We start from the raw sequence: 13,965 nt of genomic DNA, 5'->3' as shown, positions 1-13,965 counted from the left end.
TCTTCTCAGCCGTCGAGGGTCATGCGGCACAGCAGGGTGTTGTCCTGCTTGAGGCTTTGCCCCCACACGAACCTGGCACTGTCATCCCAGTCGATATCGTCGTAGCCGTCCTTCGGGCTGACATCGCTGTACTGATGCTCGATGGCAGCCGGCCAGGCGCTGTCATCGAAGTCCGGGGCCGTCCAGTCACCGTCCACCGTGGTTTCCTCGAAGTCACAGGCACCCTCGCCTGCCTGTGGGTCGCTCTCATCGGCACAGGAAGCCTCGACAGGCGCGTGTTGCACCACCAGGCAATGCATGTCGCGGTTGGTGACCCCGATGACCTCGCCTGTTCTGGCATCACGGAACTGGGCAATCAGGCCGCCATCGCCCATCTGCTGGCGGTCCGTGCCGATGTACTCAAGGCCGGAATCGTTTTCCTTGAAGTCCTTGGCCTTGATGGCAATCGTCACCGGGAATCGCGTCTCGATGATGGCGGTTTCTGAATTGAAGGAACGCTCCGTGGTGATCGGCACGCTGTCTTGCATCGCCTTCTCGCCATTGACGTACATCTCGAACCAGTTATCGACCCAGATCTCGGCCTTGAGTCTGGTGCCACTCTGGGGGCCGGCCTTGGGCTTGGCCGCATGCTCATCCTTGGCATGTGAATCGGCAAAGGCAGGTGCGGCAGCCAGAATGAGGGCGGCGGTCAGCAATGTGCGCATGGAAAAATTCCTTTCGTGGTGAATGGCGATCGCGCTTCCTGGCTTGCAGGGGGGGGCTTGCGTCCATCATCTGCTCAGTTACGGAAGATGATGGAGGAGGAATCCAGCACCTTGCCCTGCAGTGCCTCGGTCATCGTGTCCCAGTTCACGCTCATGTCGTCATGATCCGGCAACGCCTCCAGCGGTGCCTTCAAGGCATACAGCGTGATCGTGTATTCGTGATAAGAGCCCTCAGGGCCGGGAGGTGAACAAGGCGGCGTATACCCGATACGTTTCTTGTCCTTGTCGGCGCCCTCATCCCCCAGCGACGCCGGGTTGCCGCGCGGCAAGGCGTGGGTGTCTGCCGGAAGATTCCACAGCAGCCAATACTGGCTGGGTGCGTCACGACCTTCGACGGTGCCTTTGGGATAGTGATGCATGATGAGGGCGAGGCTCTGTGTGCCGTCAGGCACATCACCCCATGTCAGCGGCGGCGTGACGCCATCGCCGCCGTCACGAGTGCATTTCAGGTCATCCGGCAACCAGCCATCATCATTGAAGGCAGGGCTGGTGAGCGTGAAGTCGCCTTGTGCCAGCGCCGGTGTGGCCAAGGCCATCGCACCAAGCCCGACGACCAAGCCACGTGCTAGACGCGTCTGCCATGCACTTGAGAACTTGCCCGCCAGATTGCTCGATAACTTGCTCGACCATGCCCGAATCATCGGCAGTACTCCCCGGTCTTGACGTCGCCACCATCCGTCACGGTACGCGTCTCGAAGTCATAGCAATTGGGCGTATCGGTGGGCGTATAGCGAATGTAATAGGCTTCACCGTGATAGGTGTAATCCATGCTGCGCTTGCCGTCTGCCTGCTGGGTAAAGACCAGGTCTTCCACGCCCCCTTGCGGCGGAGTGCCGGCAGGCCGCCCACGACTGTCGGCCTGCGTATCGCCACTCGCGGCCTTCAGCGGCGGAACACGCGGCAGGTCTTTCGCCTCTGGCACCTCGCCCATCAGACACTGAATGATGTAGGGCGCCTGTTCGGAGGTGTGATAGCGATACCCGAAGGTGTCATCAGGCTGTCCGTTGCAGACATCCAGCACATCCATCGCGATAGGGGAGCCATCCGGGTTGTCATCGCCATAGATGGGGTAACCATCGAAAGCCCAGCCAATGATGGGGTTGTCATCGGCATTCTTCATCTTGTCGATCATGCAGACGGGTTTGACATGATAGTGGTAATCATCGCCGCGTCCGGCGTGCCCGCCACAGGCATCCAGCTGTTTGGTGGCTAGGGTGTCATTCTTGGCCTGATAACTTGAGAGGTCATCCTGAGACATCTCTCCGCCGCCGGTGTAGTCATAGATGGGCACACCATTGACGGCCACCCCCAGCGCCGCATCACGTGTCTGCGGTGTGTCCTCCAGCGTGGACTCAAGTGCGATCGGAGAGATGTAGTCGCTGGCGGGCACCGGCACCTGCTCATTGGTGCCCACGATACCGGTCATCATCTCGTGATCCGGGTAGGTATCCGAGGTGATCAGCGCCTTGCCGTCCTGGCAGGTGACAGACACCGAGTCGGCGAAGCCGGCATCTTGCACGGAAGCCTTCACGGCGGCGCAATGCGCCTCGGCGGCGGACCTGCCCGTACGCTGTGCCGCTGCCTCCGACGTGGACTTTTCTGAGCCGGACTGAGCCTTCGCGAGCGAGGGTTGATCATTCGCGACTGACTGCGCGACATGGAAGAACACTGGCACCATGAGAACGGATGCCACCGTCAGTGCCACGACGGGCTTCACGATACGGGGTCGTCCCCGAGACGTCAGGGAATGTGGGCGCATGGGCTTTCCTGTGTGTCGGACGATGAATTCATGAGGCATTCGCGCATGGCCGGGTGGCCTGAGGTGTCAGCCAGTCAGATGCGGACGCAGGAAGGCCGACAGGGTCTCCGAGTTCTTCTCGTCATGCCGGGACGGCTACCACTGCATCACGATGAAGGTCAGTGACATGGCACCGATCGCGACCATCCAGGCGCCCAGCACTCGCTGCGCGATCACGAAGGCCGCACGAGGCAGAAGGCGACCGATCAACGCGAATATCGCACAGCAAAGCAGGACACCCCACATCACCGTCATCATGACACCGAGAAGGATGGCAAAGGGTGTCGAGGCCACCTCATGGCCCAGAAACAGCAGCGCCACCACCAGCCCGGCCAGCAGCGCCGGCACCCGCTGGAAGATGCCCTGACCGAAGGCATGGCGCAGCGGTACGTGAATCGCGACGAGCAACGACACCAGCATGGCCAGTCCCATCACGGCCATTACCAGCCTCTGTGGCGCAAAGAGTGACAGGGTGATCCCGAGCAGCAGGCCATTGATGAGCCGCAGCTGAATTCGCCCGCCCGCCTTCCAGGTGAGCGTGTCCTGACTGGCGACTCCGACAAGACCCGCCGTGACGATGAGATACAGGATCACCGGGCTGCCACAGACGGCACGAACGCCGATCATCCACTGTTCCGGCCACATCATGACAATGCCTCGACCAGGAAGTAGACACCCAGCAGTGCCGTCAGAATCCCCAATCCGCGCAGCAACATGCCCTGACGGAAGCGCTCCGCCATGATGCCAACGCCGATACCCGCGGCATGCAGACTGCCGGTGGCCACCATGAAGCCCATCGCAAAGGCAAAGGGATCAGACGCCAGGGGCAACTCCGCCCCATGGGCGTAGCCATGACAGACGGCAAAGACGGAGATCACCGCACAGGCCATCCACAGCGGCAGGCGCACGCGCCCCGCGATGAAGCCGCCGAGCACCAAAGCCGACAAGGCAATGCCGATCTCGATTCCGGGCAATGTCACCCCCACGATGCCCACCACACTGCCCAGCGCCATGATCATCGGGAAGACCACCGGCAACAGCCAGGAAGCAGGACGCCCCAGAATCACCCCCCACAGCCCCACGGCTGCCATGGCGGTAAAGTGATCCAGACCCGTGAGGGGGTGCAGGAAGCCCGCGGCAAAGCCGCCGACGCTATCCGTATCGACATGCGCGCTGGCTGTCTGGGTGAAGAGCACCGTCAACATGCCGACAAGGGCAGCCGTCAGACGGGGCAAGCGGCAAGGCCGCGAGTCACGACGCCGAGCGGAGTGAGCCGCGAGAGGCGCAACGCGAGAAGAGGTGTGAGATGTGGTGCGAGATGAGGTGCATGAAGAGGTGCGAGAAAGCGACATGAAGGCAAATCCAGTGAAGAGATCTCTCGGTTGGGGGGAGACAGCAGCAGTGTGAAACACACACCGAGACGCGGAAGTCTCGGCAAAGACCATGACATTCGTGCAGACAGCAGGGTATGGCATGGCACGCAGCGCCGGAGCGCCAAAACGCCGGCGCTGTTCACGGCGCCCCGACCCCGGCGCTGTCATCATCATTTCCCGGCATTGGCCCGTCCGGATGTCCGTCGCCTGCATGGCCGGGCATGGGGCCCTGACCCGGCTTGCGTGGAGAGCCGATCCCCATCCTGGCATTGGTAGTGAAGTTGTCCTTCGCCACCACACCCTTCAGACATGCGGGCAGGTTGGGGAATTCCTGAGTGGCGTGATAGTGATACTCGCCTTCCGGGTGACGCTCGGTCGGGCCGAAGTGACCATTGCAACTGTCGAGATCGGTCGGCACCTCGCCCGTCGGGTCTTCACTGCCGAACATCGGATAGCCATCGAAGGCATAGGCGAACTGGGCGCTCTTGCTCTGCGGTTGCTGACAATGGGCATCCACGCCTTGCGTGTCATAGACGCTATCGATATCCGTGGCCGTCGCGTGCCAGTGATACCAGCCACCCGGGTCCACATGACCGCCGCAGGTATCCAATGCCGGCAGATTGCCGGTATCCAGCACCGAGGGAGCATCGGCGAAGATGGGCACGCCATCCAGTGCCAGGCCTACCTTGGCGACAGTGCCAAGCGACGTCGGCGAGTCGGCCGGCACCGGGACGACAGGCAGCAGAATGCTCATCTCGACGCTGTCATCTTCCGCCACGTTGAGGCAGTTGTTGGCCTCTTCCTGACGCTTGCTCAGGTCCGTCATGATGTGAAGCGTCTCGTCCTCATCATGAAAATGAAACCCGAGCGTATCGAGCATCTCGAAGAAGGCACGATCCAGCCGATATAGACCGGGGTGCTGGCCATCCCACTGCCAGATACCGCCTTGATCATCCAGCGTCGGTGGACAGAAAGGGCCGATCTCCAGGTCATCAGGCCGGTACTTCACGACAAGTCGGGTGCACTGGGCAGAGCTGCCATTCTCCAGCGTACAGCTGACGGTTTCCGGCGCCTTGACCAGCGCGGCCGTGGAGAATTGGCTCGGCACCACTTCGGCATGGGCCACCCCTGCCATCAACAGGGAGGCCGGCAACCAGGCCGTGATCGATGCGGTCTTTCGCACAAGGCGTGCCGTCTTCATGAGTAGGCTCCGAAGAGAGAACACCCGCCACGCTGTTGCTCTCTCGAGTGATCAGCGTGGCGGGTGTCGATGGGCGGGACAACCGTGAGGGTCAAGCTCGGCCTGGACTCAAGTTCAGCCTGGTCTCAGGCTCGGCTCAGGCCCTGACCTCAGTGCTTGGGCCCCTGCTTGGCATCATCCGGCAAGCAGGCCGTCTCGCCACCCTGGGGCGGAGCGACACAATGCCCCGGCACCAGCGAGTCTGCCTCAGGCACCGCGATCTGGCACTGGTCTCCCACCTGCTTGCTGGCACAGGCATCGAAGGCTTCCTGCGGCGGCTTGCCACCCGGAGGCTGCGCCATGCTCATCCCGCTGATGGCCAGCAGTGCGCCCGCCATCAAGGCCAGGCTGCCGCGACGACGAAAGGTCACGCGAGCGGAAGGAGTTTCAGAGGCTTTCATGTCGGCATTTCCTTGTGTCATCACTCAATGACGACAAGCTTGCTGACGCAATGTGCAACGAATATGTCAGAAAACGACAGGTGTTCAGGTGCCTGCAGGCTCACTCCTTCCCGGACGGCGGACGATCTTCCTCACCGGGAGGTGGCCCGCGATGTCCCATGTCATCTGCGGTGCAGACGGCATCCGGTGAGTCGAGTGCGCAGCCTATCTCGCCATGGAAACATCCCAGAATCTCGTTCTTTTCGGCGCTGTTGCCATGATAATGGTATCCGATGCCTGCACCGACATGGCCACTGCAGGCGTCGAGTTCTGCCTCCTCGGCCTCGTCACCGGTCAGTCTGGCCAGGATCGGATAACCATCCATGGCAAAGCCGATCATCGGGGCATCCGCCGCGACGTTCTCCTTCGCGGGACTGCAGCCATTGGCACCGTGATAGTGATAGCCGACATGCAGATTCACATGCCCTCCGCAGTCATCGAAAGGCGCCAGGGTATGGGCGGCAAGAATCGCATCCTGAGGCGCTGCCGCATCGAATCTGACGCCATTGAAGGCGATTCCCCGCGGAATTGGCGGAGTGCGCCCTGATGCCGCTTCCTGACGGGCAACGGGAACCAGTGGCAGCACATAGGTGGTCTCGACGACCTCATCCATGTATTCCGTGCGGCATTCCACGCAGTAGTTGTGGTACGCCTCGGCCACATCCGGCCGCGCCGCCTGATCACAGGCCGTCCTGGTATCCGTGACGTGAACCTTGCCGGTGGCCTCGTCGAACAGCTGCCACTCGGGGTCATCATAGAAGGTGGCCAGATTCTCGATGAAGGCACCATCCACGTCGTACTGCTTGCCGTCACGCACCCAGATCCCCCCCTTGTCGGCACCGTCCGAGAGCTTGCCGGGACACCAGGGGCCCATCTCGCTGGACTCCAGCGAGTTCTTCAGCGTGATGCTGAAGCACTGGGTCTCGGTCCCACCAGACAGCGTGCAATCCACTACCTCAGGGCCAGCCACGATGCTCCGGGCATCGAACAGGGAGGCGATCTGCGCCAGTCGCTCCGAGACATCCCCCTCGTGGGCCATCGCGGACACGGGGATCAGGCTGGCGACCCCCGCGCTGAACAACGAGGCCAGTGCCATTCGCTTCATCATGTTTCCTCTTGTGATCACCAGGGCATCAGCACGTCATCTGCACTTCACCTGAACGGCCCACCCATCGCAAGGCCAAGCCTATGGAAAACACGTCCCATAAGGAAAGACGCGCCGCTCATTTGCACAAAGCTGCCTTTTTCACGAGAACTGACTTTTCACGAGAACTGACTTTTCACGAGTGCTGTCATTTCACAAAGACGGCTCCACGGTAGCCCTAGCGCTCGGCTCGCGGGGAATGCCCGAAGTGATTGCGATAGGCCCGCGAGAAGCTCGAGCTCGACGTGAAGCCACTGGACAGTCCGATGGAGAGAATATCGAGATCCGTCTCCTTGAGCAGATGCCGAGCACGCTCCAGCCGCAGCCTCAGGTACCAGGCTCGCGGCGACGTGGCGAGTTCCTGCTCGAACAGACGCTGCAACTGTCTGAGCGAGATGCGACAGCGTCGGGCCAGCTCCTCCAGCGACAGGGGGGTGTCCAGATGCTGCTCCATCAAGGCGACGGCATCGACCAGCTGGCGCTTGTGAGTGCCGAGTCGCCGCGCCAGCGTCATGCGCTGCTGATCGGTACGCGTCCGCATGCGGTCATGGACAAGCTGCTCGGAGACATCGACTGCCAGGGCCGTGCCGTGCCGCCGGGCAATCACGTCCAATGCCATGTCCATCGCCGCCGCTCCCCCGGCACACGAGAAACGCCGTGCGCCCAGCTCGAACAATTCATCCGAGGTGCTGATGGCAGGGAAACGCTCGCGAAACGCCGGCAGACTCTCCCAGTGCAGCGTGACGCGTTCACCATTGAGCAGCCCGGCCGCGGCGAGCAGGAAGCAACCGGTATCCAGCCCGCCCAGCACACAGCCACCGGCATCGAGGCGATTCAGCCAGCCAGTGAGAGCGCGATTCAGGTGAGCTTCCGGCTCGAAGCCACTGCATACCGCAAGCGAAGGCAGCGAGCGGATATCCAGAATGCTGTGATCCGCCACCAGCGTCATGCCACTCGATGCCGTGACCGGCTGGCCATCCTCACTGATCAGCAACCAGCGAAACAGCGGCTTGCCGCTGATGCGATTCGCGATGCGCAACGGCTCCACCGCCGCGAAGAAGGCCATCATCGAAAAACGCGGCAGCAGCAGAAATCCGATCGTTTCGGGCAAGGGGCCGGAATAGTCGAGACGCATGACGCGAGAGCCTCCGTGACAGGGAAAGAGAGGTGTCATGGGTCATCACCCGAGAGCGTGACATGACGACGACCGTCAAAAATGACGCATTACGTTAACAATAATTCGCCTGACGACAAAACAGACTGTTGAAATTTACCTGTCGTCGAGACTTCACCATGCCGCCTCCCGGGCATCCCCGGGGCCTCAGTGCGAGCGCCTGGCAATCATGTCCCGGTGATTCACGTCCCGCTTGCCCGACCCGCTTCTGGCGTAGCGTGATTTTTCCAGAAGCTGTAGCCATCAAAAACAATTCCATCCATAATATATCGTAATGTTTTTAGGCAGTTAGCCAAGAACTGCTCTTTCCAAAATGCGTTCCTCTTCTCTTCTCGTTGCCAACACGACAACAATAATGGTGCCGGATGAGCGGTCGATATCCCCGATGCCTCGACCGAGACAGGGATCGCTGGCCCTTTGACCAGCTCGAACAGGAGTTACTGCGTGACCCCTTCCCAATCCGACCCCGCGTCCTCTCCCGATTCCACGAATACCGCCCCTCTGCCCTATCCCGACGCCAGTTCCAGCGTGCAGGTCGAGACCTCAGGCTGGCTGACCGGCATGCACAAGGGCATGACCCTGACCTCAGCGGGCCTGCTGCTGCTCTTCGTCCTGGCCACGGGCCTGGCACCCGACATGTCCGCGAGTCTGTTCGGCGCCGCCCGCGCCTGGATCGAGTCCACCTTCGGCACCTATTATCTCGTCACCATCGTCGGACTGATCGGGCTGTGCATCGCCCTGGTGTTCTCTCCCTGGGGCAACCTGCGCCTCGGCGCACCGGACAGCCGTCCCGAATTCTCTCGCTTCACCTGGGTCTCGATGCTGCTCTCGGCAGGCGTCGGCATCGGCATTCTGTTCTTCGGGGTCGCCGAGCCGCTGTTCTACTTCGATGACTCCGGCGGCTTCGGCTACCCGAACAACCCCCACGCGGACCTCGCCGGCCACACCGCCATGACCCATGCGCGCGCCGTGGATGCGCTCAAGCTGGCCTTCTTCCACTGGGGCCTGCATGGCTGGGCGGTCTATGTGATCGTCGGCATGACCCTGGCCTACTTCGCCTATCGCCGCGGCCTGCCGCTGGCCCTGCGCTCCGCGCTGTATCCGCTGATCGGCAATCGCATCTATGGTCCCATCGGCCACGCCGTCGACATCATGGGGGTACTGGGCTGCGTGTTCGGTATCGCCACCTCGCTGGGCCTGGGCGTCAGCCAGATCGCCGTCGGCCTCAATCGTCTGACCGGGCTGGATTCCGGCATCTACACCCAGGTGGTGCTGATTGCCGTGATCTGCGCCATCTCCATCGCGTCTGCCGTCTCGGGGGTCAGCCGGGGTATCCGCATCATCTCCGAACTCAACGTCGGCGTCTCCGTCATCGTGGTGGGCAGCTTCCTGATCGGGGGGCCGACACTGTGGTTGATCAGCATGTTCGGCGAGACGCTGGTCTCCTATGTGCGTGACGTCATTCCCATGGGCCTGTGGGTGGCGGGCACGCCGCTGGAACGCGACTGGCAGGATGCCTGGACCATCTTCTACTGGGCCTGGTGGCTGGCATGGGCGCCGTTCATCGGCCTGTTCATCGCCCGTATCTCCAAGGGCCGCACCGTGCGTGAATTCGTGCTGGGCGTGCTGATCGCACCGCCGCTGATCATCTTCATCTGGCAGGCGCTGTTCGGTGGCACCGCGTTGCACCAGGAACTGACCGCAGCCATGGGCCCGGGAACCGGCGAACTGATGGGCATGATCCGCGACTGGAACCTGCCGGAGGCGCTGTTCGCCACGGCGGATACACTGGTGGCCAATGACACCCTGAGCGTCATCCTGTCCTCACTGCTGATCTTCCTGCTGATCAGCTGGTTCGTGACCAGCTCCGACTCCAGCACCCTGGTCATCACCACCATCCTGTCGATGGGCGATGAGGAGCCGCTGGCGCGCCACCGGATCTTCTGGGGCGTCTGCATCGGCTCGGTCGCTGCCGTCCTGTTGATGGCCGGCGGCCTGAAAGCCCTTCAGACCGTGCTGATGGCGGCGGCATTGCCGGTCAGCCTGGTGATTCTGCTCATGACACTGGGTCTTCTGATCGCCCTGATCGAGGAATCGCGCATGGCGCTCAAGGCACGTCGCCGCGCCTCCCCCGACACGGGCCTGAATTGATCCGCCGGTCAGTCTGACCGATGCCGGTCACGGCTCCTGCCATGACCTGATGCCGGCACCCGCATGACACCAATCCCCGCTTGAGGCCACAAGGCCCGGCGGGGATTGGCGTTTCTGGCTCCCGGACATCCCTCTTCCAGCCTCTCTCGGAGGGCCCCTGAGCGCTGAGGCACTGCAGGCTTCCAGCGAGAAAATATCCGAAAAGCCGGCCTGACGCTTGCCGCATGACGCGTTCAGCTAACTGGACTTCGTTTGGGGAGAAAATGATCGGGGACGACGCTCTAGCCTTAGAACGTGTCGATGTCTGATGTCCAGAACGTTCCACACAGGTAGTGCGAGACAACAATCACAACAATAAAGGAGTGTTCCCATGACACCCGCCCAACAGGACTCGCAAGAGTCCGCTCACCGCGGCATCCCCCCTGATTTGACGCAGCGCCTTGAGACCCGCGGCCCGCTCAAGGGCATGCACAAGGGCATGACACTCACCGCTGCCGGCCTGCTGCTGGCCTTCGTGGTCGGTGCCGGCCTGAGTCCGCAGGCCTCTTCTGCCCTGTTCGGCGCCGCCCGCGCCTGGATCGAGAACACCTTCGGCACCTACTACCTCATCCTGGTCGTGGGCATGATCGCCCTGTCACTGGTCATGGTGGTGTCTCCCTGGGGCAGCCTGCGACTCGGCCCCAGGGACAGCAGACCCGAGTTCTCGCGTTTCACCTGGATCTCGATGCTGCTCTCGGCAGGCGTCGGGATCGGCATCCTGTTCTTCGGGGTCGCCGAGCCACTGTTCTACTTCGACGACTCCGGTGGCTTCGGGTACCCCAACAACCCGCACGCGGATCTGGCCGGCGCTACCAGCATGGACCATGCCCGCGCCGTCGAGGCCCTCAAGGTGGCCTTCTTCCATTGGGGCCTGCATGGCTGGGCGGTGTATGGCGTCGTCGGCATGACACTCGCCTACTTCGCCTACCGCCATCACCTGCCTCTGGCACTGCGCTCGGCGCTCTATCCGCTGATCGGCGAGCGCATCTACGGTCCCATCGGTCACGCCGTGGATATCATGGGCGTACTGGGCTGTGTCTTCGGAATCGCGACCTCGCTGGGCCTCGGCGTCAGCCAGATCGCCGTCGGGCTCAACCGCCTCACCGGACTGGATGCCGGGCTCGGCACTCAGCTGGCGTTGATCGCCGTCATCAGCGTGATCTCCATCGCATCTGCCGTCTCCGGCGTGAAGCGCGGCATCCGCTTCATCTCCGAGCTCAACATCGGCGTCTCGGTGCTCGTGGTCGGCAGCTTCCTGATCGGCGGCCCCACCCTGTGGTTGATCTCGCTGTTCGGCGAGACGCTGCTGGCCTATCTGCGCGACGTGGTGCCGATGGGACTCTGGGTCGCCCAGACCCCGGGCGAGAGCAGCTGGCAGGAAGGCTGGACCATCTTCTACTGGGCCTGGTGGCTGGCCTGGGCCCCGTTCATCGGCCTGTTCATCGCGCGTATCTCCAAGGGACGCACCCTGCGCGAGTTCATCCTCGGCGTGCTGATCGCCCCACCGCTGATCATCTTCCTCTGGCAGGCGCTGTTCGGCGGTACCGGTCTGCATCAGGAGCTGACGGCCGCCATGGGCCCGGGGACCGGCGAGCTGATGACGCTGGTGCGCAACTGGAATCTGCCGGAAGCCCTGTTCGCCACCGCCGATGCCCTGGCCGGCAACGGCGTGCTGGGAGTCATCCTTTCCTCGCTGTTGATCTTCCTGCTGATCAGCTGGTTCGTGACCAGCTCCGACTCCAGCACCCTGGTGGTCACCACCATCCTGTCGCTGGGCGATGAGGAGCCGCTGGCGCGTCACCGCATCTTCTGGGGCATCTGCATCGGACTGGTGGCCGGTACCTTGCTGATGGCAGGCGGCCTCAAGGCACTGCAGACCATCCTGATGGCCGCCGCCTTGCCGATGAGCTTCGTGATCGTGGCAATGACGATGGGCCTCTTGGTGGCGCTCTATCAGGAATCCGGCAACGCACTGAAAAGGTTCAAGAAACCCGTCCAGCATCACACAGGCCCCTGAGCCCGCTCTAAGCCCCTCACTCGACCCGGGCCCGTCGTGCCAACAGGCAACGGCGGGCCTTGAGGCATGTCTTTCACGTCAGGCGTCCCACGAGACTCATAATGTCGTGTTATGGCAAATACTGGTCGCCAATAACCAAAAATTAACCAGAGGGCAAGATAGGCTTATGAGGTCCTTGCCACCCACAGGAGACAGCCATCGTTATCTGCCCTCTCTTGACGACTTCTTGCTGCCGTCAGCTTGCCAGTTCGACAACAACAACTTCAGGAATCGCGCTCTCATGACGACCGACACTTCCTCCTCCCGCCAGCCCGAGGCCACCACGGATTCCGTCTGCGGCCTGGGGGATACAGACTCCGCCAAGGGCAAGTACCTCACCTCGATCGCCACCGTGGCGGTCATCATGCTGCTGATCGGCGCCGCCGCCCTCTTCCCGACGGGATTCCTCGCGGCCCTCGACACCGTCAAGACCTCGGTGATCGGCAATCTCGGCTTCATCTTCACCTGGCCGGCCTTCGCCATCTCGCTGGTGATGGTCGCGGTGTGCTTCACGCCGCTGGGCAAGCTGCGCTTCGGTGAAGGCGAACCGGAATTCCACACCCTGAGCTGGATGGGTATGCTGTTTGCCACCGGCATGGGCATCGGCCTGCTCACCTGGGGCGTGCTGGAACCCAAGTACCACACTGATGCCGGCCAGAGCACCGACATGGCACTGCTCAATGCCTTCAATCATTGGGGCCTGCTTGCCTGGGCGGGCTATCTGGCCATCGGCGCGCTGTTCGCGCATGCCATGTACAACATGAAGATGACCAAGCCCGCCGAAGAACTGCTGGGCAATGGCCTGTGGAGCAAGCTCAATCTGGTCAGCCTCGTCGTTTCCACCGTCATCGGCCTGTCGCTGTCCTTCACCTACGCGACCACCCCGATCCAGCAGGGACTGGTCAAGCTGGTCGGCATCGAGTTCAGCCCGACCCTGATCATCAGCGTGCTGGCCGTATGCGCCATCATCTCCTCCGCCTCTGGCCTCAAGCGCGGCATCAAGTGGCTGAGCAACTACAACACCCTGTTCGCCATCATTCTGATGATCGGCGTGCTGGTGCTGACCGTCCCCGGCGACATCCTTTCCACCTTCGTGCGTCTGGTGCCGGAATACCTGCTCAAGTACCCGTCGATGGCCACCGACATCGGCCTGGGTGATCCGGAGCGCAAGGCGTGGCTGGCCGACTGGCTGTATGCCTTCGAGGCTGCCTGGTACGGCTGGTTCATCTTCACCGGCGTCTTCGTGGCGCGCATCTCCAAGGGCCGTACCCTGCGTGGCATGGTGCTGGGGGTGATGCTGGTGCCGACCCTGTTCTCGTGCCTGTGGTTCGTGGTGTTCGGTCTCGGCAGCCTCAGCCTGGGCGTCGAGGACGTGTTCAAGCTGATCGATACCATCGATACCACCGGCATCCTCTCGGTGATACTGACGCTCAACATCCTGCTGTTCTTCATCACCAGTGCCGACTCGGCAGGACTGGTCTGCGAGATGCTGACCGTCAAGCGCTCACGCGCCTTCTGGATCATCGCCATGGCCGCCCTGGCCATCGTGGTCAGCTGGCTGGGCGGCGACGTCTACAAGACCCTGCTGAGCCTGATCTCGGTCGCCGCGATACCGGTCGCCTTCGGCATCTTCGCCCTGGTGATCGCCTTCGTGATCCGCGTACGCCGTGATCGCGCCTCCCAGGCCATCCCGACATCGGCGCCACTCACCCAGCGCTGAACCGCCATGGCGTGTGATGCGCCGCAGCGCGTGCCGACGCAATCCGGGACAACGATCTGTCGCAAC

The 13,965-nt window shown here is 62.3% G+C and carries 12 protein-coding genes; 3 read left to right on the top strand and 9 right to left on the bottom strand.

The features are described 5' to 3' along the window. Positions 1 to 5: 5 nt before the first annotated feature. The 9 genes from OW493_RS08880 to OW493_RS08840 form a co-directional block, all read right to left on the bottom strand. A complete protein-coding gene (locus OW493_RS08880) occupies positions 6 to 704 on the bottom strand; it encodes a PEBP family protein (RefSeq protein ID WP_289863896.1) in 699 nt (232 codons plus the stop codon). A gap of 74 nt (positions 705 to 778) precedes the next feature. Beyond that, on the bottom strand, positions 779 to 1,405 hold the full coding sequence (locus OW493_RS08875) for a YbhB/YbcL family Raf kinase inhibitor-like protein (RefSeq protein WP_289863895.1): 627 nt from the start codon (positions 1,403 to 1,405) through the stop codon (positions 779 to 781). Then, positions 1,402 to 2,295 (bottom strand): YHYH protein, encoded by an 894-nt coding sequence (locus OW493_RS08870; protein ID WP_289863894.1) that lies wholly within the window; start codon positions 2,293 to 2,295, stop codon positions 1,402 to 1,404. Before OW493_RS08870 ends, OW493_RS08875 begins: the two co-directional genes overlap by 4 nt. A 363-nt stretch (positions 2,296 to 2,658) precedes the next feature. Beyond that, the gene (locus OW493_RS08865) at positions 2,659 to 3,210 is read right to left on the bottom strand and encodes a hypothetical protein (protein WP_289863893.1); all 552 of its coding nucleotides are present in this window, start codon (positions 3,208 to 3,210) and stop codon (positions 2,659 to 2,661) included. Further along, a complete protein-coding gene (locus OW493_RS08860) occupies positions 3,207 to 3,767 on the bottom strand; it encodes a HupE/UreJ family protein (protein WP_127735016.1) in 561 nt (186 codons plus the stop codon). Before OW493_RS08860 ends, OW493_RS08865 begins: the two co-directional genes overlap by 4 nt. A 307-nt stretch (positions 3,768 to 4,074) precedes the next feature. Further along, complete coding sequence (locus OW493_RS08855; protein ID WP_289863892.1) at positions 4,075 to 5,136, bottom strand: YHYH protein; 1,062 nt, start codon at positions 5,134 to 5,136, stop codon at positions 4,075 to 4,077. 149 nt (positions 5,137 to 5,285) lie between these two features. After that, positions 5,286 to 5,576, bottom strand: coding sequence for a hypothetical protein (locus tag OW493_RS08850; protein WP_176503824.1), 291 nt, complete (start codon positions 5,574 to 5,576; stop codon positions 5,286 to 5,288). 100 nt (positions 5,577 to 5,676) lie between these two features. Continuing rightward, positions 5,677 to 6,723, bottom strand: coding sequence for a YHYH protein (locus OW493_RS08845; protein ID WP_084208405.1), 1,047 nt, complete (start codon positions 6,721 to 6,723; stop codon positions 5,677 to 5,679). 214 nt (positions 6,724 to 6,937) lie between these two features. Then, entirely contained in the window at positions 6,938 to 7,894 is a 957-nt protein-coding gene (locus tag OW493_RS08840; RefSeq protein WP_176494141.1) for a GlxA family transcriptional regulator, read from the bottom strand. Positions 7,895 to 8,377: 483 nt separating this feature from the next. Here OW493_RS08840 and OW493_RS08835 point away from each other — a divergent pair, with 483 nt between their 5' ends. The 3 genes from OW493_RS08835 (at position 8,378) to OW493_RS08825 (ending at position 13,899) form a co-directional block, all read left to right on the top strand. After that, positions 8,378 to 10,084 (top strand): BCCT family transporter, encoded by a 1,707-nt coding sequence (locus OW493_RS08835; protein ID WP_240499701.1) that lies wholly within the window; start codon positions 8,378 to 8,380, stop codon positions 10,082 to 10,084. 370 nt (positions 10,085 to 10,454) lie between these two features. Beyond that, positions 10,455 to 12,140, top strand: coding sequence for a BCCT family transporter (locus tag OW493_RS08830; protein ID WP_289863891.1), 1,686 nt, complete (start codon positions 10,455 to 10,457; stop codon positions 12,138 to 12,140). A 280-nt stretch (positions 12,141 to 12,420) separates the two neighbouring features. Then, positions 12,421 to 13,899, top strand: coding sequence for a BCCT family transporter (locus OW493_RS08825; protein WP_289863890.1), 1,479 nt, complete (start codon positions 12,421 to 12,423; stop codon positions 13,897 to 13,899). The last annotated feature ends 66 nt before the right edge of the window (positions 13,900 to 13,965 follow it).

The organism is Cobetia sp. 14N.309.X.WAT.E.A4 (assembly GCF_030397495.1).
Lineage (GTDB): Bacteria > Pseudomonadota > Gammaproteobacteria > Pseudomonadales > Halomonadaceae > Cobetia > Cobetia marina.
Note: the sequence above shows the minus strand (reverse complement) of the source record. Positions and strands in the feature narration are given on the sequence as shown.